We start from the raw sequence: 21,011 nt of genomic DNA on the forward strand, positions 1-21,011 counted from the left end.
TGGGAGCGGTTGAATCGTGCCGGAACAGATCCAGAGCCTCATCGCGAACCTCCGCGGCTTCGGCGTTAGGCGTCTCGCTCTCATGGGCGGCATCGCCGCGCTCGTCATGGCCGTCATCGCCGTCGGCTCGGTCTATCTCAATCGCCCGGCCTACGAGACGCTCTATGTCGGGCTCGACCGCAGCGACGTGAACCAGATCGGCCTGGTGCTGGGCGAGGCCGGCATCGGCTTCGATGTCGGCGCCGACGGAACATCGGTGCTGGTGCCGGCGGGCACCACCGCGCAGGCGCGCATGCTGCTGGCCGAAAAGGGCCTGCCGACCAGCGCCAACGCCGGCTACGAGCTGTTCGACAATGTCGGCTCGCTCGGCCTCACCTCGTTCATGCAGCAGATCACCCGCGTGCGTGCGCTGGAAGGCGAGATCGCGCGCACCATCCAGTCGATCGCTGGCGTCAAGGCGGCGCGCGTACACATCGTCATGTCCGAGCGTGCCAATTTCCGCCGCGACGAGCAGCAGCCCTCGGCCTCGGTGGTCATCCGCTATGCCGGCGTCGATGCCGAGAAGAGCGCCCAGTCGATCCGCCACCTCGTCGCCGCAGCGGTTCCCGGCCTGTCGGCCGACAAGGTGACCGTGCTCGATTCCAACGGCAATCTGCTCGCCGCCGGCGACGACACTTCCAACACAAGTGCTGCCCGCACGCTCGGCGTCGAGCAGACGGTCGAGGCGCAGATCGGCGACAACATCCGCCGCGCGCTGACGCCTTATCTCGGCCCCGACAATTTCCGCGCCAGCGTCAAGGCCGACGTCAATACCGACACCCGACAGACCGAAGAAACGATCTTCGATCCCGAATCCCGCGTCGAGCGTTCGGTGCAGTCGGTGCGCACCAACGAGGCCAGCAACCAGAAGCAGGCCTCGAACCCGACCAGCGTCGAGCAGAACCTGCCCGAGACGCAGACGACCACGACTGAAGGGCCGCAGTCCTCCTCGCAGAACGATCGCAAGGAGGAGATCACCAACTACGAGATCAACTCCAAGAAGATCGCCACCGTTTCCAACGGCTACTCGGTGACCAAGATGTCGATCGCCGTCGTCGTCAACCAGGATCGGCTGAAGACCATCCTCGGCAAGGACGCCACCCCCGAGCAGATTGCCAAGCGCGTCGCCGATATCCAGAAGATGGTGGCCTCCGCCACTGGCTTTGAGGGGAAGCGCGGCGACGTCATCGATGTCTCGGCGGTCGAGTTCATCGACGGGCTGGACGGTGAGCCGATCGACCAGCCGGGCATCCTCGCCTCGATCGGTACATACACCGGCACGCTGATCAATGCCGGCGCCTTCATCGTCGTCGTGTTCCTGGTCGCCTTCTTCGGCCTGCGGCCGATGGCGGCCGCGCTGACGGCGTCGGCCAAGCCCGCGGCCCTCTCCGGCCCGAGCTTCGACGATGTCCAGCGCTCGCTGCCGACCCCCGACGCGCCGGTGGCCGCAATCGCAGCCGACACGGCCGTCGGCGCGCTGCCGGGCGCCCGGCCGGGCGCCACTCCGCTCGACGACCTGCGCCAGAAGATCAGGCCTGCGCCGCAGGAACGGCTAGCACGCATGGTCGACCTCAACGAGGAACGCACCGCCCAGATCCTGCGCAAATGGGCGGCCGCCCCGGAAGCCGCGGGTTAAGCCATGGCTTCGGCGGCCCTTTTCGATCTCCTGCCCGATTTCGGTTCGCGCGCCCCGCGCGCCGGCCAGGCACCGTCAGCGCCTGACATCGAGCGCAAGCCAGACGTATCGCCACCGCAGGCCGACATCGGCGCGCTGATCGCCGAGGCGGTGGCCGATGCGGAAGCAGCACTCGGGGCGCGGCTCGCGGCCGCCCACGAGGCGGCCCTCGAGGCCGAACGCCAGGCCAATGACGATGCGGCAAAGGCGTTCCTCAAAAGCTTCGGCGGCGATCTGGGGGCGGCGGTCGCGACACGGATCGATGCCATGGAAGCGCGCGTGGCCGAGCTCACCGCCGCCACCGTCGCCCGCATCATCGGCGGCGTGGTCAGCGATGATCTGCAGGAGCGCTCGATCGAAGCTCTTGCCCGTACCGTAAGCGCCGCGATTGCCGACAGTGAGGCGGTGCGTATCGGCGTGCGCGGGCCGCTGTTGCTGTTCGAGCCGCTGAAGGCAGCGCTTGGAGATCGCGCGGCCAATCTCGATTTCACCGAGGCCGCCGGCTTCGACCTGACCGTGGCCATCGATGAAACCGTCTTCGAGACGCGCATCGCCGAATGGTCGGCTTCCCTGTCGGAGGTCCTGTCATGAGCGCCATCGACCACGGCGAGGCCAGGCACGAGATCATCATCGTCAAGCGGAACCACGACGGTCATGACGACGGCCATCATGGCGGCGTCTGGAAGATCGCCTTTGCCGACTTCATGACCGCCATGATGTGCTTCTTTCTCGTCATGTGGCTGATCAACGCCGCCAACGAGCAGACCAAGGCGGCGGTCGCCAGCTATTTCAACCCGGTCGAGCTGATCGATCGCAATTCCAGCCGCAAGGGCCTGGAAGACCTTGGCGACGGCCCGAGCAAGGTTGGCCTCACGGCCGACAATCCGCAGGATGGCGCGAGCAAGGCCGGCGAAGACGGCAAGGGCGGCGCCGGCTCCTCCGACCGCAGGCAGACGAAGGAGGCCTCGCAGAAATCCGATCTCTCCGACGAGCATCTGTTTGCCGATCCCTATGCCGTGCTGTCGGAGATCGCTACCGATACCGGCGTGATGCAGAATGTCAGCGCCAAGGGTGAAGGCGGCGCTCAGAACGCCGGTCCGGCGACCGGCGCTTCCGGCGGCGAATCCTATCGCGATCCTTTCGCGCCGGACTTCTGGTCGCAGCAGGTTGCGACACCCGGCGCCGAGGCCAGCGCCGAACGCAGGAGGATCGAAGGCGATCCGGCCAGGCCCGGCGAGAAGGTCGCCGAGACCGATGTTCCGAAAGTCAAGGCCGCTCCGCCGGCACCGCCGCAGTTGGATGCGCCGCTCGAGCCGTTGGCGACACCGGAAAAACCCGGTGCCAAGGTGGTCGCCGGATCGGACGGCGACACGAAAGTCGGGAAGGCCGAAGGCAAGGCGATCAAGGGCGAGAAAGCCCCAGCTGAAAAGGCAGAAGCCGAAAAGGCGGAGGCTGCTGCGACCGATGCTGCGATGCCGGCAGCCGCAGGGGCCGAAGCGGCGACGGCCGAGCCGGCAAAGGCGGAGCCGGAGCAAGCCTCCGACAACGGAAAGAAGGTCCCGAGCAGCGCCGCCCTCAAGGCGGCCGCCGAAATCAAGCAGGAACTGGCCAAGGCTTTCGCGCCCGGTGACAAGCTGGCCGAGGGCGTCTCCGTCGAGGCAACCGACAAGGGCGTCGTCATCTCGATCACCGATCAGTTCGACTTCGGCATGTTCGAGATCGGCTCGGCCGTGCCGCGCCGCGAGATGGTGCTGGCGATGGAGAAGATCGGCCGCATCATCAACGAGAAGAAGGGCACCGTCACCATCGGCGGCCATACCGATGCGCGGCCGTTCCGCAGCAACGCCTACGACAACTGGCGGCTGTCCACCGCCCGCGCCCACTCCGCCTATTACATGCTGGTGCGCGGCGGCGTCGACGAAAGCCGCATCACCGAGGTCGCGGGCTTCGCCGACCGCCAGCCCAAGATCGCGTCCGATCCGCTGGCCGCCGCCAACCGCCGCATCGAGATCCTGATGGCGACCGGCGGATGAGGGTCAGGACCGCCATCGGCCGCGCGGTCGGGCTGCTGCTGCTCGCCGCAGGACCGCCCGCTGCCGCTTTTGCACAGGATGACGGCCTGCAGCCTTACCAGCTGGTGCGCTCGCTGCAGTTGGTCCAGGACCGCATCGCCGGAGGCGATCATGCGGCGCTGCCGATGCAGGCCAAGCTGCTGGAAATGACCGATGCGAGGCTTCGCGCCGCCGATGCCGGCGATTTCAAGGACCCGAAGAATTTCCGCGCTCTGCTCGTCTATGGCATGAGCGGCGGCAATCCCGTCACAGTCGAGGCGGCGGCTTCGCGCGCGGCGACCGACCCGCAAAGCCTCGCCATCGCCAAAGGGGTCGTCGCCTATCTCAACGGCAGGCCGGCCGCGGCAATCGAAATCCTGAAGCCGATCGACCCGATGAGCGTGCCCGCCGACCTCGGCGCCTTCCTGGCGTTGGTCAAGGGCTCGCTGCTTGCGACCGATGAACCCGCAACGGCGCTGACGCTGCTGGACGAGGCCCGCCTGCTCAGCCCCGGCACACTGGTCGAGGAGGCAGCGCTTCGCCGCTCGGTCGGCCTCGCAGCGACACAAGGCGACGCCGCGCGCTTCGCGCTTGCCTCGACGCAATATGTCGCCGGCTATCTCTATTCCCCCTATGCCAGTCAGTTCGCCGATTCCTTCGTCTCCGGTGTGATTGCGCTGCACATGTCGATCAGCCAAGACAAGCTCGCCGACATCACCTCGATGATGGACCCCGAGCGCGAGAAGGTGATCTTTCTGCGCATCGCGCGCCGCGCCGCGATCGACGGGCTGAGCGACCTCTCCGCCTTCGCCTCGGCCCGGGCCGAGCAGGGCCGCAACGGCAAAGGCAATCAGGACGACCCGCGCGCCGTGCTCTATTCGGGCCTCTCCACGGTGACATCGGCCACGATCGATGATGTACGCGCGAGGCTCGGCAAGGTCGATCGCGGCAAGCTTTCGGAGAGCGACCGCGCTTTGCTCGATGCGGCACAGGCCGTTGCCGGCGAGGTCGTCGCTCCCGTGCGTGCGGCCGCCATGAATGAGACGGAGGCCGGTCCGGCCAAAAGCGATGCCGCGAAACCCGCTGAAACCGAGGCTGCGAGCCAGGCCGACGCCGAAGGGTTGCCCCCGGTGGAAGGCGCGATGGCCGAGCAGCCGGCCCCGGTCAAGCCGGCGGACGCGCCGGCCGCAACGTCCGCGCCGCCGGCTCCGCCGACGACGGCTCAGGCCGCGGCCGAGGCTCAAGCCCCCGCTCCTGCGCAGCCCGAAACGCCATCCGTGCTGCCTGCATCCACGCCGGCGGCCGCAGCAAGCCTCGATCCGCACGATCCCACCGATGCCGCGATGCTCAAAGCGCGCCGCCAGCTCGACCAGATCGACCAGCTACTTGGAGCCGCTCCCAAATGACCAGCGCCCAAATGAACAGCGTGAGCCAGGCCACGCCGGGACTTGCATCCGCCCAGGTCCAATCGCGGCAGCATCCTGCCGACAGCAAGGAAAACGGCTCGAATTTTGGCGAGATGGTGCATGGCGCCGAACAATCGGCGCGGCAGGCAAAGCAGCCGGCCGAGCCTGTGTCTTCCGATGCGCAGCCGGCGCGGCGCGCCCTCGCCGGTCCGCCCAAGCCACCACCCGATCAGGATGGCCAGAACAAGACTGCCGCGCCGAAGCCAGCGGCCGGAAAGGCCGCGAAGAATGGCGCCGAGGCTGACCATGTAAAGGCCACGGACGATGCCGATGCGGCGGCGCAATCGTCAGATAGCGCTCTGCTTCAGGACGGTTTTCCCCTGCTGATGGCGCTGGGCGACATCCGCCACTTCGCAACGTCGACAAATGCCGAGCGCGGTGGATCTTCTGTCGAGGGAGAGCCCTCGATCGGCCAGGCCGCGTCTTCGCAGCTGGCGATCCGTCAAGGCAAACGCATGTTGGCCGACGCTTCCGAAGGCAGCGAGCCGTTGCCGCGATCCGGTCGCGCGACGATGGCGACCGAGAAGCCCGGGCTCGATTTCGGACAGAAACCGGCCGGCGCTGGTCAGGGCCCGGACATGTCGATCCGCAAGGACGACATCCGGTCTGGAACGCAAGGAGCCGCAACCGACGCAACGACGCCGCAAGGCTGGCGTCCGGCGGCCGCCCAGAAGACCGCGCAAACGGCGCAAGCCCTCGCATCGAACAATCAAGCCAAGCCATCCTCTGCCGCCGCGCGCATGGATGTGGTCAGCCAGCAGAGCTTCCCCGCGCCGGCCCAAAACGCCTTCGGCCAGACGGTATCGGCGCTGGCTGAGGCGATCGCCTCTGACAGCGGGGTTCAGCAGGCCTACTCGAGCGCTCCGATCGGCTCGCACGCGACCAACTCTGTTGCCGTTTCGACACATGTCCTGAAGATCGAGCTCCACCCGGCTGACCTCGGCACGGTCACCGCCAGCCTGCGTCTTTCCGGAGAGCAGCTTTCGATCGAGATGAAGCCGGAAACGCACGAGGCGTACCGCCGTCTGACCGCCGACAGCGACGCCATCGTCAAGTCGCTCCGCAGTCTTGGTTTCGACGTCGATCACGTCACCATCATGCAACCCTCGATAGCGGTCCATTCGCCCGGTCGCGTCGAAGCGAGCGGCGCACCGCCGATGTCCACGGGCCGCGAACAGCCTTCGTTCCAGCCCGGGAACTCGGGCGGCAACAGCGCCGGCGGCGATCGGCAACCGGGAAGGAACGACGGCAATGGCGCACAGGAATTCGGCCGCGCTGCTTCGCCTCTTCGCGAGCGCGCTGGCGACGATATCTATATCTAGTCTGGCCGCGACCGTCGCCGCCAAAGCCGCGCCCAATCCTTGCGAGCCGGAAATCCTGCGCGCCGCCGATCGCTATGGCGTGCCGGCCGGTATCCTTTACGCGGTCGGCCTAACAGAAACGGGAAAGAAGGGCAGCCTTCAGCCCAACGCTTTGAATGTAGAAGGAAAGGCTGTTTTTCCGCGCAGCCGAGGGGAGGCGCTGGCGACGTTCGAGAATGCCCGCCGCGAGGGCAAGACGCTGATCGATCTCGGCTGCATGCAGATCAATCATCGTTATCATGGCGCGCAGTTCCGCAGCGTCGAGGACATGCTAGACCCGCACCAGAACGTCGACTACGCGGCGCGCTTCCTGGCGAGCCTCCACGCCCGCCACATGACCTGGTCGATGGCCGTCGCCCGCTATCATGCCGGCCCCGACAACGACCCGGCGCAGAAGGTCTATGTCTGCCGCGTCATCGCCAACATGGTCGCCACCGGCTTCGGCAAATGGACGCCGAACGCCAGCGCGTTCTGCAACCATTAGTTGCAAAACCATATGCCTTTGGTCCGCCGCGATGGGGTTCACAGCGGCCGCCGGCAGCCCTCTATCCAGTGCCGCGAATAGTCCCTTCACGGCCGGCTTTATTACGGCTCCCAAAAAAACTCCCAAGAAAATAGCTACAAGAAATGACGGTTTTTCAGGATTCACCGCACCGGATACCGCTTTCCGCACGGGGCAAATGAGATGATTCGGAGGGCGGGCCGATGATCGTGATCGTTGATGAGCGCGAGCTCGTAACTGAGGGCTACAGCTCACTTTTCGATCGCGAGGGCGTTGCCACCGCGGGCTTCGCGCCAGGCGAGTTCGGCGAGTGGGTGAACTCTGCCGCCGACACGGACTTGAGATCGGTCAGGGCTTTCCTTATCGGCGACTGCCGCGAGGGCGCCATCTCGCCGCGCCAGATCCGCGACCGCACCGGCGCGCCGGTGATCGCGCTCAGCGAACAGCACTCGCTGGAACACACGCTTAGGCTTTTCGAGAGCGGCGTCGACGACGTCGTCCGCAAGCCGGTGCACATCCGCGAAATCCTCGCCCGCATCACCGCCATCCGCCGCCGCGCCCGCGAAGAGGCCGCCTACACCGAGGTCGGCTCGATGCGCATCTTCATGGACGGGCGCGACCCGGAGATCGACGGCGAGCCGCTGCCGCTGCCGCGTCGCGAGCGGCGCATCCTGGAATATTTGGCCAGCAATCGCGGCCGGCGCGTGACCAAGACGCAGGTGTTCAACGCCATCTACGGCATCTTCGACGAGGAGGTCGAGGAGAACGTGGTGGAGAGCCACATCTCGAAGCTGCGCAAGAAATTGCGCGAGAAGCTCGGCCATGACCCGATCGATTCCAAGAGGTTCCTCGGCTACCGGCTGGTGTTTTGATGGTCGTCGCCGGCACATCCCGCGCCAGCCTCGCGCAAGACACGAGGCTTAGTTTTGTAGCCTCTCAGAAAGGCACCGAGGAGATGTATCGATGAGCCTCTACGGAATGATGCGCACCGGCGTCTCCGGTATGAACGCCCAGGCCAACCGCTTGTCCACGGTGGCCGACAATATCGCGAATTCCGACACAACCGGCTACAAGCGCTCCTCCGCCGAATTCTCGACGCTGATCATGCCGAGCACCGGCGGCGCCTATAATTCAGGGGGCGTGACAACGACGATCCGTTCGGCCGTCAGCTCGCAGGGTGTTCTGCAGTACACCACTTCGGTCTCCGACCTCGCCGTCAACGGCGACGGCTTCTTCGTCGTGCAGGACCCGAGCGGAACGCCCTATCTCACCCGCGCCGGCGCCTTCGTTCCGGACGCTCAAGGACGCCTCGTCAACGCCGCCGGCTACCAGCTGATGGCCTACAGCTACGCCAATGGCGATCCGGCCGCCACCGCCAACGGCTTCGAAGGCCTCGTGCCGGTGCAGATTTCCGATCAGGAGATGACGGCGACGCCGAGCACGGAAGGGACATTCACCGGCAACCTGCCGGCTGGCGCCACCGCTGTCACCGCCGGCAACCTACCCACCGACAACAGCACCTCGTCACAATACACGTCGAAATCGTCGCTGGTCGCCTACGACAATCTCGGCAACAAGGTGTTGCTCGACGTCTATTTCACCAACACCGGCACCGGCACCTGGCAGGTTTCGGTATTCGATCAGTCGAAGGCCACGGCCGGCACGTCGTTCCCCTATGCGGGCGGCGCGCTGGGTTCGGCCAATCTCACCTTCGACACCACCACCGGCAAGCTCACCGGCGCGACCACCGGCGTGTCCTTCACGGTGCCGAACGGTTCGACTCTCAACCTCGACCTCTCCAAGCTGACGCAGCTCGGAACCGGCTTCACGGTCTCCGATGCCAACGTCAACGGCAATGCGCCGAGCACGATCGAAAAGATCCAGATCAGCCAGGACGGCGTCATCTACGCCCAATTCGAGGATGGCTCCACCAAGCCGCTCTACAAGATCCCGCTGGCCGACGTTCAGAGCCCCGACAACCTCACCGCGATGCCGGGCAACGTCTATGTGCAAAGCGCGGACTCAGGCGCTGTTCGCATCGGCTTTGCCAATGAAGGAAAGCTTGGCTCGGTCGTCTCGGGCGCGCTCGAAAATTCCAATGTCGATATCGCCGAGGAACTGACCAACATGATTGCGGCGCAGCGCAGCTACACCGCCAACTCGAAGGTCTTCCAGACCGGTTCCGACCTGATGGACGTCCTGGTCAACCTGAAGAGATAACCCCATCGGGCGCCAGCCCGTGAAAGACCCGCATGTCGCTTTCCACCGCATTAAGCATCGCCCAGTCGGCGCTCCTGGCCACATCCAAGCAAACCAGCGTCGTGTCGCGCAATGTGGCCGACGCGTCCAACCCGGATTATGCCCGTCGCGTCGCCGTCGTCACCAGCACGGCGCCCGGCGCGCGATCGGTGGAGATACAGCGCGCCGCCAATGATCTTCTGTTCCGGCAGAACCTTTCCGCGCTGTCGGCATGGAGCGGCCAGAGCGCGCTTTATAGCGGCATGGATCAGCTCGACTTATCGGTTAATGGAGTCGACAATGCGTCGTCTGCGTCGACTGCGATCGGCAATCTGCAGCAGGCGCTGCAGCTCTACGCCACCACGCCGTCGAACCAGAATCTCGGCGCCAGCGTCATCGACGCAGCCAAGCAGGTGGTGAGCTCACTGAACGACGGCACAACGGCGATCCAGGATTTCCGCACCCAAACCGACGGCCAGATCGCCACCGCGGTCGACGACCTCAACTCGCTGCTCAGCCAGTTCCAGGACGCCAACAAGGCCGTCATCGCCGGCACACGCTCCGGCACGGATGTGTCGGACGCGCTCGACCAGCGCGACGCGCTTCTCAAGAAGATCGCCGAATATGTCCCGGTCTCGACCTTCACGCGCGGCGACAACGACATGGTCATCACCACCAAGGACGGCACCACGCTGTTCGAGACGGTGCCGCGGTCGGTGACCTTCACGCCCTCGGCCGGCTACACCGCCGGTACGCCCGGCAACACGATCTATATCGACAATGTGCCGCTTTCTGCAGACACCGGCGACAATACCAGCGCCGACGGCAAGCTTGCCGGCATGCTGAAGCTGCGCGACGGCGTTGCCGCGACCATGCAGAGCCAGCTCGACGAGATCGCGCGCGGCCTGATCACGGCATTTGCCGAGACCGCGCCGTCTCAGCCCAACGCCGCAGGCCTGTTCACCTGGTCCGGCGCGCCGGCTGTTCCCGCTGCCGGCACCCTGGTCGACGGCCTCGCCGGCTCGATCAGCGTCAACGCCGCGTTTGACCCGAGCGCCGGCGGCAGCGCGGCGCTGCTGCGTGACGGCGGCGCCAACGGCGCGGCCTATGTTTCCAACACCGGCGGCGGCGCCTCCTATTCTGACCTGCTGATCGCCTACGGCAACAGGCTCGACCAGCCGATGGCATTCGACACCTCCGCCGGCATCACGGTCAGCTCCGGCGTCTCGGATTACGCGGCCAACACCATCGGCTGGTTCGAAGGCGTGCGCCAGCAGGCATCGACCAACGCCGACGCGAAGGAAGCGCTGTCCACGCGCACCGCCGAAGCGCTATCGAACGATACCGGCGTCAATGTCGACCAGGAAATGTCTCTGCTTCTCGACCTCGAGCATACCTATCAGGCGTCGGCGCGCATGATGAAGACCGTCGACGACATGCTGGATGCCTTGTTGGGCGCGGTGGGATAATCGATGAAAGCGACAGCCGTCTCCTCAGCCGCCATCTCCAACGCCCTGCGCTATCAGCAGATGCGCATGCAGGCCGATCTCGTCAAGGCGACCACGGAATCCCAGACCGGCAAGGTAGCGGATGTCGGCCTGGCGCTCGGCGGGCGCACGACACAGGCCGTCACCTTCCAGCGCGATCTCGACCGGTTGAACGGCATCGTCGATTCGAACTCGCTGGTCGCCGCACGCCTGACTTCGACACAGGATTCGCTGGGTCAGCTCTCCGATGTCGCGCAGGATCTGCTGACGGCGCTGACCAGCGCCGTGTCGGGCGACTCTTCGACCAGCATCACCCAGACCGCCGGCGCCACGGCGCTGCAGCAGATGACGGGCATCCTGAACACCAGCGTCAACGGCGAATACCTGTTTGCCGGGACCAACACCGACGTCAAGCCGATCGACGATTTCAGCGCCGCCGGCTCGCCCGCCAAGGCGGCGTTCGACGCCGCCTTCACCAGCTATTTCGGCTTCACCCAGAACGACCCCGCGGCCGCCAACATCACCGCCGCCCAGATGGACGACTTCATCACCACCGCGGTCGAGCCGCAGTTCCTGGGCTCCGGCTGGCAGGCCAACTGGTCGAATGCCACCGACGACCAGATCACCAGCCGCATTTCATTGAACGAGACCACGCAGACGTCGGTCAGCGCCAACGAGCAAGGCATCCGCAAGCTCGCCATGGCGGCCGCCATGGTCGGCACGCTCTTTGCCGGCAACATCAGCGAGGCTGGGCAGAACACGATCGTCAGCCGCGCGCAAAAGCTGGTCGGCGAAGCCATCGGCGGCATCGTCCAGGTGCAGTCCGAAGCCGGCCTCACCCAGAAGCGCGTGTCCGACGCCAGCGATCGCATGAAGACCCAGGTCGATCTGTTCGAGAAGCACATCATCGACCTCGAAGGCGTCGATCCCTCGGAGGCCGCCACCCGCGTGGCCGACCTGACGCAGCATATAGAAACGTCCTTCGCATTGACCGCGCGACTGCAGCAACTGAGCCTGTTGAACTATCTCACCTGAACACTCTCACCGGAACGCCAGAGCTCCGACGATGTATCAATTCTCCTACGCCGACATCCAGACCGACTCCGTCGCCGACGCCAAGGACCGGGAGCGGCAGTTGCTCACCCGATCGATCGACATGTTGTCCACGGCTGCTTCCGTTGGGCCGGAGTCGATTGAGGCGGTCGAGGCGCTGCACTTCACCAACCGCATCTGGACCACCTTCGTCGAGGATCTCGGCTCCAGCGACAATGCGCTGCCCAAGGAACTGCGCGCCAATCTGATCTCGATCGGCCTGTGGCTGCTGCGCGAAACGGAAGACATCCGGCAGGGCCGCACCAACAATTTCGAAGGATTGATCGAGGTCTCCCAGATCATCCGAGACGGCATCCAATGAGCAACACGCTGAAGATCTCGCTGAAGCCGAACGAGAAGATCTACATCAACGGCGCCGTCGTCCGGGTTGACCGCAAGGTCACGATCGAGCTGATGAACGACGTTCAGTTCCTGCTCGAAAGCCACGTCATGCAGGCCGAGCAGGCCTCGACGCCGCTCAGGCAGCTCTATTTCATCGTGCAGATCATGCTGATCAACCCGCCGGGCGCCTCCGAGGCCCGCGACATGTTCCGCCGCTCGCTGCCGATGCTGATCGCAAGCTTTGACAACCAGGAAATCTGCAGCGCGCTGAAGCAGATCGACCGCATGGTCGGCGAGGATCATATCTACGAGGCGCTGAAGGCGATCCGCGCGCTCTATCCGCTCGAGCGCCAGGCGCTTGGCGGCAATGACGACATTCCGGAAGCGCCGCGCGCGCTGGCTGTGGGAGCATAAAGATGGCCGTGGACATGACAACGACGATCCCGGTTGGCGCCACCCAGGCCAGCAGCCAGCAGACCTCGAAGACGGCGGTCGACTACCAGTCGTTCCTGAAGCTTCTGATCGCCGAGATGAAGAACCAGGATCCGACCAAGCCGATGGATTCGACGGAATATGTCGCCCAGCTCGCGACCTTCTCGCAGGTCGAGCAATCGGTGCAGACCAACAGCAAGCTCGACCAGATCATGCAATCCTCGGCGCTGTCGCAGGCGGACGCGCTGATCGGCCGTTCGATCACCGCCGCCGACGGCAAGACAACAGGGACCGTGGCTTCGGTGAAGCTCGCCAGCAGCGGCCTGATCGCAGTGCTGCAGGACGGCACCGAGGTCCCTGTCGGCGCGGGCGTATCGATCAAGCCGGCCGCCTAGAGTTTCGCATAGGGTCTGCCCATGAACGAGGCCGACGCCCTCGATATCGTGCAATATGCGGTGTGGACGGTGCTTACCGCCTCCGCGCCGGTGGTGCTCGTGGCTATGGCCGTCGGTATCGGCATCGCGCTTATCCAGGCGCTGACGCAGATTCAGGAAATCACCCTCACTTTCGTGCCCAAGATCGTCGCCATCATGCTGGTCGTGGCGCTGACCGGCCCGTTCATCGGCAGCCAGATCTCGGCCTTCACCAACGTCATCTTCGAACGCATCGAGCACGGCTTCTGACCTGCGGCCGCGGGCATCCCGCCCGAGCGGACCGGCAAAAGTTTGGTCCACACCGGCAAGATGCTTGGCTTAAAGCTTCGCCGACGCATTTTCGCCTTTGCCTTCTTGTTGTTGGACCTGGATGCTTTGGCGAGTCGCCCGCGCGATGATGGCGCCGGGCGAGCGCAAGACAGCAAGATGAAGGCGGGACAGCGACCATGATCGACGACGAGCCGGAAAGCGAACGCGTCTCGGCGCTGGCGCCGTTCCGGCACGGCATCTTCCGTGCCGTCTGGTCGGCGAGCCTTGTGTCGAATTTCGGCGGCTTGATCCAGGGCGTGGGCGCCGCCTGGATGATGACGACGATCGCCACCTCATCCTACCAGGTGGCGCTGGTCCAGGCCTCGACCACCTTGCCGATCATGCTGTTCGCGCTTGTTGCCGGCGCCATTGCCGACAGCTTCAACCGCCGCAAGGTCATGCTGGTGGCGCAGAGTTTCATGCTGGTGGTCTCGGCACTGCTCACCGTATTCACCTGGTTCGGCTGGATGACGCCGTGGACGCTGCTTGCCTTCACCTTCCTGATCGACAGCGGCACGGCGCTGAACAGCCCGTCATGGCAGGCGTCGGTTGGCGACATGGTGCCGCGCGCCAAGGTGCCGGCGGCGATCGCGCTCAACTCAATGGGCTTCAACATCACGCGCAGCGTCGGCCCGGCGATCGGCGGCATCATCGTCGCCGCCGCGGGGGCGGCGGCGGCCTTCGCCGCCAACGCCATCAGCTATATCGGCCTGATCGTCGTGCTTTTCCGCTGGAAGCCGGAAGTACCCGCGCCGACCCTGCCGCGGGAATCGCTCGGCGCCGCGATGGGAGCCGGCCTGCGCTACGTCGCCATGTCGCCGAACATCGGCAAGGTGCTGGCGAGAGGCTTCGCCTTCGGCTTCAGCGCCGGCGCGGTGCTGGCGCTGCTGCCGCTGGTGGCGCGCGATGTCGTCAAGGGCGACGCGCTGACCTACGGCATCATGCTCGGCGCATTCGGCATAGGCGCGGTCGGCGGTGCGCTGATCAGCGTCAGGCTCAGACAATTGCTCTCCAGCGAAACGATGGTACGCGCCGCCTTCGCCGGTTTCGCGCTTTGCGCCTTCAACGCCGCCGCCAGCGACAATGCCTGGCAGACGTCGGCGGGCCTGCTCATCGGCGGTGCCTGCTGGGTGATCGCGCTCTCGCATTTCAACGTCACGGTGCAGATGTCGACGCCGCGCTGGGTGGTCGGGCGCGTGTTGTCGATCTACCAGACAGCAACCTTCGGCGGCATTGCGCTGGGCAGCTGGATCTGGGGCGTCGTCGCTGACGCCCATGGCGCGGAAACTGCATTGATGGTTGCCGCGGTCACCATGCTCGTCGGCGGCGCCATCGGCCTGATCCTGCCGCTGCCGCAGCACACCGCTCTCAACCTCGATCCGCTCAACCGGTTCAAGGAGCCGATGCTGGCGCTCGATTTGAAGCCGCGCAGCGGCCCGATCGCCATCATGATCGAATACATCATTCGCGAGGAGGACGTGCCGGAATTCCTCGCAACCATGGCCGAGCGTGGCCGCATCCGCCGCCGCGACGGCGCCCGCAACTGGACGCTCGCCCGCGATCTCGAAAATCCGGGCATCTGGATCGAGCACTACCACACGCCGACCTGGGTCGAGTATATCCGCCACAACCGGCGTGCCACCCATGCCGACGCCGTTGTCGGCGAGCGCATCCGCGCGCTGCACAGCGGCGAGAACCCGCCGCGTGTGCGCCGCATGATCGAACGCCCGACCACCGCCGGCACGGCCCTTGTCTCGCCCAAGGGGCCGATCGATCACTAACCCGAGTCTTTTGGCCCGGAATATCTAGTTCCGATCAGCCAGCGCTGTGGATCATATAGAGCTTGCGCGTCGTCTCATGAATCAGCCACTCGCCCTTCCAGCCCTTCGGCAGGACGAGCAGATCGCCAGGCCCCAGCTCACGCATCTCGCCGTCGGCGCGGCTCACTTCCACGCGACCGGAAATGATGTGGCAGATCTCGGATGAACCCGAGCGGTCGGCGGTGAAGCGGCCGGGCGTGCATTCCCAGATGCCGATATCGACGGTCCCGTCCGGCGATTGGAAGAACGAGCGCACCGCTTCGACCTGATCGCCTTCGATCGAGGTCGGCTTCGGTGAAAAGACGCCGATATCGGCCGTGGCGAGGTCGCGGAAGGTCGAAAGGTCGATCAAGATAGGCTCCAGTGTCAAAAGCAATTCCAGGAAAGTGCAATGGTTTTCCGTCCGGAATTGCGCGAAAACAAAGAGTTAGAGCGGTTCGGCGAACGCCGAACCGTCTCAGTGGCCTGTGATGCTGTCGGCCAGGGCGGCCAATTTCGAAGTGTAATTGAGCCCGGCGGCCTCGCGTTGGTCGGCGATGCGGTAGAGCTGGTACATCGAGTGGACGCCGAGCCAGCGGAACGGTTCCGGCTCCCAGGGTCTGACCTTGCGGTTGACCCAGGGCAGTCGCGTAAGATCCGTGTCATTGCCGAGGATCAGATCGGCAAGCGTGCGCCCCGAGAGGTTTGAGCTCGACACGCCCAGCCCGACATAACCGCCGGCCCAGCCGATGCGGGTCCTGGGGTCGAGGCCGACCGTCGTGCACCAGTCGCGCGGCACGCCGAGCACGCCGCACCAGGCGTGGTCGATGCGGCACCCGGCCGTCTGCGGCAACAGCGTCGTCAGGATCGTGTGCAGCTGGTCGATCGTCGCCTGCTGCGTCCGGCCGTTGACGTCGGTGCGCGAGCCATAGCGGTAGGGCACGCCGCGTCCGCCCATGGTGATACGACCCTCGCGCGTGCGCTGGGCGTAGCAATAGGCGTGCGCCGCATTGCCGAGGAGCTCATGCCCCTCCCAGCCGATCTCGCGCCAGAGTTCTTGTGGCAGCGGCTCGGTGACGATCTGCGCGCTGTTGAGCGCCAGCCATGTCCGCTCTTCCTTGGGAATGCCGGCGGTGAACCCCTCCGTCGCGCGGATGATCGTTTCGGCCCGTACCGTGCCACGGTCGGTGGCCACCCTGCCCTTGGCGATCGAGGTCACGGTCGTCTTTTCGTAGATCGGCACGCCGAGCCGCTCGACCGCTTCCGCCAGCCCGCGCACCAGCTTGGCCGGCTGCACCCGCGCCTGGCCGTGGATGACGAAGCTGCCCATGACATTCGCGATATTGATGCGCGCGCGTGTGGCTGCAGCGTCGAGCAATTCGATGCGCTCGGGGTCGGCGTCCCAGGAGCGGATCGTCTCGCACGACTCGCGCACACGTTCGAGCTGTGCGGCATTGGTGGCGACCGTCAGATTGTCGACGCGGCGGATGTCGGCGTCGATGTCTTCGGCCGCCGCCACCCGGATCACCTCGTCGACGCAGCCGGCCATCGCCTTTTGCATGGCGGTCACGCCTTGCCGAGTCGAGGTCTTCAGATATTTTTCGCGCGACCAGCCAAAGCCGCCCGAAAGCCAGCCGCCATTGCGCCCCGAGGCACCGAAGCCGGCGAATTCGCGTTCGAGCAGGACTATGCGAAGCGAGGGCTTCGCCTTCTTCAGATAATAGGCGGTCCAGAGCCCGGTGTAGCCGGCGCCGACGATCGCAACATCGGCTTCGATGTCGCCGGGCAAGGGCGGACGCGGGCTTGGGACCGCGCCCAGATCCGCATACCAGAACGAGATGTCGCCGTTGCGCTTGACTTGCATGGGATGGCTTCCAAGAGACCGGAGAGAGGGATCAGGTGAGCGTCGTGTCTGCCGTGCTGTCGTCGGGCAGAAGCTTGGCGTCGGCGCCGTCGAAGCAGAGTTCCACCTTCTCGCCGAGGGCGAAATTCTCGCCCGTCAGCGGCGACCGCACGATCGCGGTCGAACCGTCGCCGAGCTTCACTTCGTATTTCGATCCCGAGCCAAGATAGATCGCCTCGGCGATCGTTCCCGCCAGGCGATTCTTGCCGTCGGCTTGCCCCGGCCGGCGAATGGCAAGTTTCTCGGGCCGCAGCAGCATCACCGGGCTGGTTTCTCCGGCAAGCCGGCGCGGCGCGGCGACCGTCTCGCCGGCGATGGTCAGCGCAGTGCCGGTGCCGTCACTTCTGGCTTCGCCGCGCAGCACCGTGGAGTCGCCGATGAAGCGGCCGACGAACAGCGTTGCCGGCTCGTCATAGAGCTGCCGTCCGGTGCCGACCTGCTCGATGCGGCCGCGGTTAAACACGGCGATGCGGTCCGACAGCACCAATGCCTCCTCCTGGTCGTGCGTGACGTAGACGAAGGTGGTGCCGAGCTCGCGATGGATGCGCTTGATCTCGAGTTGCAGCCATTCGCGCAGCTTCTTGTCGAGCGCGCCGAGCGGCTCGTCCATGAGGAGCAGCGGCGGGTCGAAGACGATGGCCCGCGCCAGCGCCACGCGCTGCTGCTGACCGCCTGACAATTCGCTCGGATAGCGATGCGCGAAGTCGCCCATCTTGACCATGTCGAGCGCCTTGGCCACGCGCCGCTTCCGATCGTCCTGCCCAACGCCGCGCAGCGTCAGCGGATAGGCGACGTTGCGGCCAACCGTCATATGCGGGAACAGTGCGTAGTGCTGGAAGACGACGCCGATGTTGCGCTTGTGCGCCGGCACGCCGACGACGCTTTGTCCTCCGACCAGCAGCTTGCCGCTCGACACATCCGTGAAGCCGGCGATCACATTGAGCGTCGTCGTCTTGCCGGAGCCGCTCGGCCCAAGCAGCGTCATGAACTCGCCGGGCTCGATCCTGAGCGACACGCCGTCCAGCGCCTTGAACGCGCCATAGGCCTTGGTGACGGATTCGAGGTCGATCGCCGCGCCGCGATTGTCTGGTCTTGGGTTCATAGGCGTCCCTTCCGCTCGCGGCCAAGAAGAAGCATGCCGCCGCCGATCAGGATCGTCGTGGCGCACAAAAGGATCGTGCCGACGGCCGCGACGGTCGGGTCGGCGTCGCGCGTGATCGAAGAGAAGATCTGCACCGGCAGGGTCTTGAGATAGGGGTTGGTGATGAACAGCGAGACGATGATCTCGTCGAAGGACGTCGCGAAGGCGAATAGCAGGCCCGACAGGATGCCGGGCAGGATCAGCGGCAGCGTCACCGTCCGGAACGTGGTGAGCGCGCCGGCGCCGAGGCTCGCAGCAGCCGTCTCCAGGCGCCTGTCGAACACTTCGAGATTGGCCGACACGGCGATCAGCACGAAGGGCAGCGCCAGGATGGTGTGGGCGAGCACGAAGCCGGGCAGCGTGCCGACGAGTTGCGCATCGAGATAGACGGCATAGATGCCGATGGCCAGAACCACGCCCGGCACAACCATCGGCGTTAGCATCAGCATCCGCAGCAAATTGGCAGGCCGTGCCTTCATACGGTCGAGCCCGAAGGCGGCCAGCGTGCCGAGCACCGTTGCCAGCACCGCCACGATCGAGGCGACCTTCAGGGAATTGAGGAAGCTGGTCGACCATTCTGGATTCGTGACGAAATTCTCGTACCACTGCCAGGAGAAGCCTTGCGGTGGGAAGGAGAGCGACTTGTTGCCGTTGAACGACATCGGCACGACGACCAGCGTCGGTGCCACCAGCCAGATCGCCACCAACAGGCAGACAAGGCCGAGAACGACACGGGTGAGCGGCTTCATTTCCATCAGCGCCGCCCCGCTTCCCGGTGCCGCGACCGCATCACCGGCGCTGCAAGCGCCAGCAACAGGAAGGTCGTGACCAGCAGCACCACGCCCATCGCGCCGCCGCGTCCCCATTGCAGCAGGCTGAGCACCTGGGTCTGCACCAGTGTCGACAGCATCGTCGAGCGCGGCCCGCCGAGCAGTGCCGGCGTGATGTAGAAGCCCAGCGCCAGGATGAAGACGATGATTGCGCCGGCATAGACGCCCGGCAGCGACAGCGGCAGGTAGACTGTGAAGAAAGCGCGGGACGGCCGGGCGCCAAGGCTTCGCGCCGCCTGCACCAGCCTGAGGTCGATGCCTTTCATCACCGAATAAAGCGGCAGGATCATGAAGGGCAAAAGCACCTGCGCCATGCCGATCACCACGCCCGTCTGGGTGCGGATCAGCCGGACGCCCGCGAAGCCGGCTGATCTGAGCAGCGAGTTGATGACGCCGGAATCCTGCAGCAGGATCACCCAGGAGAGTGTGCGCACCACGCCACTCACCCAGAATGGGATCAGCACGCAGAGAACCAGGACGAGCCGCACGCGCGGCCCGACCGCGGTCATGAGGTAAGCATAAGGATAAGCGCAAACCACGCAGACCAGCGTCACCCACGCCGAGATGGTGAAGGTGCGCTGGAGCACCGCGAGATTGACGGGCGCACCAAAGAACCAAGCATAGTTCTGGACGCCCCATTCCGGCTCCGACAGGCTGCGCAGGAGGATGGTGAGCAGCGGATAGCCGATCACTGCGGCGAGCAGAACCAGTGCCGGCAGCGTGAGCGCGAACGGCCGCCAGGCCCATCCTGCCCGCTTTTCGGCAGTCTGGATCGTCGGTTCGAGCGCGCTCACGGGCCTTGCCTCCGTCAGCTCAGTTGCCGGCCATCAGCGCGGACCACTTCTCCTGCGCCACTGGGAAGTTCTCGACCCAGAACTTGATGTTCTGCTTGTAGCCTTGCTTCTGGCGCTCGGGCGTGTTGGTCAGGAAAGCTGCGACCGACTCGTCAACCTTCGGCTTCGCATCGTTGTTGATCGGCGTGTAGGAGGTCTGCTGCGTGAGAATCTCCTGCGCCTGCTTGCCGAGATAGGCATTCAGCAGCGCATAGGCGGCATCCGTATCCTTGACACCGACGGGGATCGTCATCTGGTCCATCACCACCAGCCAGTCCTGCCAGGCGGGCGCGTATTTGGCACCATTCTTGACCGCCGTCATGGCGCGGCCGGTCCACATCATCAGCATGTCGGCTTCACCGGACTCCGCGAGCTGCTGCGATTCAGCGCCCGTCTTCCAGTAGATCGTGTCCGGGCCGAGCTGGCGAATCACGTCGAGGGCCTTGTCGATATCGGCAGCGGTCATCGCCTTCGGATCGCCGCCCGCCACCTTGAAGGCCTGTTCGAGCAGGCCACCGGTCGGATCGCCGGATCCGTCCAGGGCGCGCACGCCGGGGAACTTTTCGGTGTCGAAGAAGTCGGCCCAGTTCTTGGGCGGGTTATCTTTGTACTTCTCCTTATTGTACATCAGCACGACGCCGTAGTTCATCGCCGGAACCGAGCACTCGCCGACCTGTCCTTCGGGTATCTTCGAGACGTCGAGCTTCGAGAGATCGAGCTTCTGGAACAGCTTTCCGCAATGGACGTAAGGCGGCAGATCGCCGGTATCGACCACGTCCCAGGTGACGTTGCCGGATTCGACCTGGGCCTGCAGCTTGGCGATCTCGGTCGGCCCGTCATTGAGCAGCTTGACGCCGGACTTCTCGACGAACTCCTTCAGCGCCGCCACCTGGCCATCCTGATAGATGCCGCCATAGGAGACGAAGGTCAGGGTCTTGCCCTTGAGCGAGCCTTCCTTCACCTCGCCCGCGACAGGCTTTTCCTGTGCGAAGGCGGTGGTTGTCAGCATTCCGAGCGCCAGCACGGCGCCAAGACCTGCAAGTTTCGACTTCAACATAACTCTGACTCTCCCATTAT

Annotated in this window: 21 protein-coding genes; 15 read left to right on the forward strand and 6 right to left on the reverse strand. The window is 65.2% G+C overall.

Going from position 1 to position 21,011, the window contains the following annotated elements:
* Positions 1–16: 16 nt before the first annotated feature.
* The 15 genes from fliF (at position 17) to CK218_RS01865 (ending at position 15,209) form a co-directional block, all read left to right on the forward strand.
* Positions 17–1,675 carry a flagellar basal-body MS-ring/collar protein FliF gene (gene fliF / locus CK218_RS01795; RefSeq protein WP_095826690.1) on the forward strand — a complete coding sequence of 553 codons (1,659 nt, stop codon included), beginning with the start codon at positions 17–19 and terminating at the stop codon, positions 1,673–1,675.
* A gap of 3 nt (positions 1,676–1,678) precedes the next feature.
* Positions 1,679–2,305 carry a hypothetical protein gene (locus tag CK218_RS01800; protein WP_095826691.1) on the forward strand — a complete coding sequence of 209 codons (627 nt, stop codon included), beginning with the start codon at positions 1,679–1,681 and terminating at the stop codon, positions 2,303–2,305.
* On the forward strand, positions 2,302–3,747 hold the full coding sequence (locus CK218_RS01805) for a MotB family protein (RefSeq protein WP_095826692.1): 1,446 nt from the start codon (positions 2,302–2,304) through the stop codon (positions 3,745–3,747). The genes CK218_RS01800 and CK218_RS01805 overlap by 4 nt, the downstream gene beginning before the upstream one ends.
* Complete coding sequence (locus CK218_RS01810) at positions 3,744–5,171, forward strand: chemotaxis protein MotC (protein ID WP_095826693.1); 1,428 nt, start codon at positions 3,744–3,746, stop codon at positions 5,169–5,171. The genes CK218_RS01805 and CK218_RS01810 overlap by 4 nt, the downstream gene beginning before the upstream one ends.
* Positions 5,168–6,553 (forward strand): flagellar hook-length control protein FliK, encoded by a 1,386-nt coding sequence (locus CK218_RS01815; protein ID WP_082980692.1) that lies wholly within the window; start codon positions 5,168–5,170, stop codon positions 6,551–6,553. Before CK218_RS01810 ends, CK218_RS01815 begins: the two co-directional genes overlap by 4 nt.
* Positions 6,483–7,076, forward strand: coding sequence for a transglycosylase SLT domain-containing protein (locus tag CK218_RS01820; RefSeq protein WP_245299767.1), 594 nt, complete (start codon positions 6,483–6,485; stop codon positions 7,074–7,076). Before CK218_RS01815 ends, CK218_RS01820 begins: the two co-directional genes overlap by 71 nt.
* Positions 7,077–7,297: 221 nt before the next feature.
* Positions 7,298–7,966 (forward strand): response regulator transcription factor, encoded by a 669-nt coding sequence (locus CK218_RS01825; RefSeq protein WP_067002421.1) that lies wholly within the window; start codon positions 7,298–7,300, stop codon positions 7,964–7,966.
* Positions 7,967–8,057: 91 nt separating this feature from the next.
* Positions 8,058–9,314, forward strand: a complete 1,257-nt coding sequence (locus CK218_RS01830) for a flagellar hook protein FlgE (RefSeq protein WP_067002423.1) — start codon at positions 8,058–8,060, stop codon at positions 9,312–9,314.
* 32 nt (positions 9,315–9,346) lie between these two features.
* On the forward strand, positions 9,347–10,801 hold the full coding sequence (flgK, locus tag CK218_RS01835) for a flagellar hook-associated protein FlgK (RefSeq protein WP_067002425.1): 1,455 nt from the start codon (positions 9,347–9,349) through the stop codon (positions 10,799–10,801).
* 3 nt (positions 10,802–10,804) lie between these two features.
* Positions 10,805–11,854, forward strand: a complete 1,050-nt coding sequence (locus CK218_RS01840; protein ID WP_095800446.1) for a flagellar hook-associated family protein — start codon at positions 10,805–10,807, stop codon at positions 11,852–11,854.
* Between the two features lie 31 nt (positions 11,855–11,885).
* Positions 11,886–12,233: a flagellar biosynthesis regulator FlaF gene (flaF, locus tag CK218_RS01845; protein WP_067002429.1), complete on the forward strand. Its 348-nt coding sequence runs from the start codon at positions 11,886–11,888 to the stop codon at positions 12,231–12,233.
* A complete protein-coding gene (flbT, locus tag CK218_RS01850) occupies positions 12,230–12,667 on the forward strand; it encodes a flagellar biosynthesis repressor FlbT (protein ID WP_067002431.1) in 438 nt (145 codons plus the stop codon). The genes flaF and flbT overlap by 4 nt, the downstream gene beginning before the upstream one ends.
* 2 nt (positions 12,668–12,669) lie before the next feature.
* Positions 12,670–13,080 (forward strand): flagellar hook assembly protein FlgD, encoded by a 411-nt coding sequence (gene flgD / locus CK218_RS01855; protein ID WP_067326039.1) that lies wholly within the window; start codon positions 12,670–12,672, stop codon positions 13,078–13,080.
* Between the two features lie 21 nt (positions 13,081–13,101).
* The gene (gene fliQ / locus CK218_RS01860; RefSeq protein WP_027165133.1) at positions 13,102–13,368 is read left to right on the forward strand and encodes a flagellar biosynthesis protein FliQ; all 267 of its coding nucleotides are present in this window, start codon (positions 13,102–13,104) and stop codon (positions 13,366–13,368) included.
* 197 nt (positions 13,369–13,565) lie between these two features.
* Positions 13,566–15,209 carry an MFS transporter gene (locus CK218_RS01865; RefSeq protein WP_095826694.1) on the forward strand — a complete coding sequence of 548 codons (1,644 nt, stop codon included), beginning with the start codon at positions 13,566–13,568 and terminating at the stop codon, positions 15,207–15,209.
* 34 nt (positions 15,210–15,243) lie between these two features.
* Here CK218_RS01865 and CK218_RS01870 read toward each other — a convergent pair whose 3' ends face one another.
* The 6 genes from CK218_RS01870 to CK218_RS01895 all read right to left on the reverse strand — a co-directional run bounded on the left by CK218_RS01870 (position 15,244) and on the right by CK218_RS01895 (position 20,991).
* Positions 15,244–15,600, reverse strand: coding sequence for a cupin domain-containing protein (locus CK218_RS01870; RefSeq protein WP_067002437.1), 357 nt, complete (start codon positions 15,598–15,600; stop codon positions 15,244–15,246).
* Between the two features lie 105 nt (positions 15,601–15,705).
* Positions 15,706–17,091 carry an FAD-binding oxidoreductase gene (locus CK218_RS01875; RefSeq protein ID WP_095826695.1) on the reverse strand — a complete coding sequence of 462 codons (1,386 nt, stop codon included), beginning with the start codon at positions 17,089–17,091 and terminating at the stop codon, positions 15,706–15,708.
* 31 nt (positions 17,092–17,122) lie between these two features.
* Positions 17,123–18,232: an ABC transporter ATP-binding protein gene (locus tag CK218_RS01880; protein ID WP_095781145.1), complete on the reverse strand. Its 1,110-nt coding sequence runs from the start codon at positions 18,230–18,232 to the stop codon at positions 17,123–17,125.
* Positions 18,229–19,026 carry an ABC transporter permease gene (locus CK218_RS01885; protein WP_095826696.1) on the reverse strand — a complete coding sequence of 266 codons (798 nt, stop codon included), beginning with the start codon at positions 19,024–19,026 and terminating at the stop codon, positions 18,229–18,231. Before CK218_RS01885 ends, CK218_RS01880 begins: the two co-directional genes overlap by 4 nt.
* Positions 19,026–19,895, reverse strand: a complete 870-nt coding sequence (locus CK218_RS01890; RefSeq protein ID WP_095826697.1) for an ABC transporter permease — start codon at positions 19,893–19,895, stop codon at positions 19,026–19,028. The genes CK218_RS01885 and CK218_RS01890 overlap by 1 nt, the downstream gene beginning before the upstream one ends.
* 19 nt (positions 19,896–19,914) lie before the next feature.
* On the reverse strand, positions 19,915–20,991 hold the full coding sequence (locus tag CK218_RS01895) for an extracellular solute-binding protein (RefSeq protein WP_095826698.1): 1,077 nt from the start codon (positions 20,989–20,991) through the stop codon (positions 19,915–19,917).
* Positions 20,992–21,011: the final 20 nt, after the last annotated feature.

It is taken from the genome of Mesorhizobium sp. WSM3879 (genome assembly GCF_002294915.1).
Classification (GTDB): domain Bacteria; phylum Pseudomonadota; class Alphaproteobacteria; order Rhizobiales; family Rhizobiaceae; genus Mesorhizobium.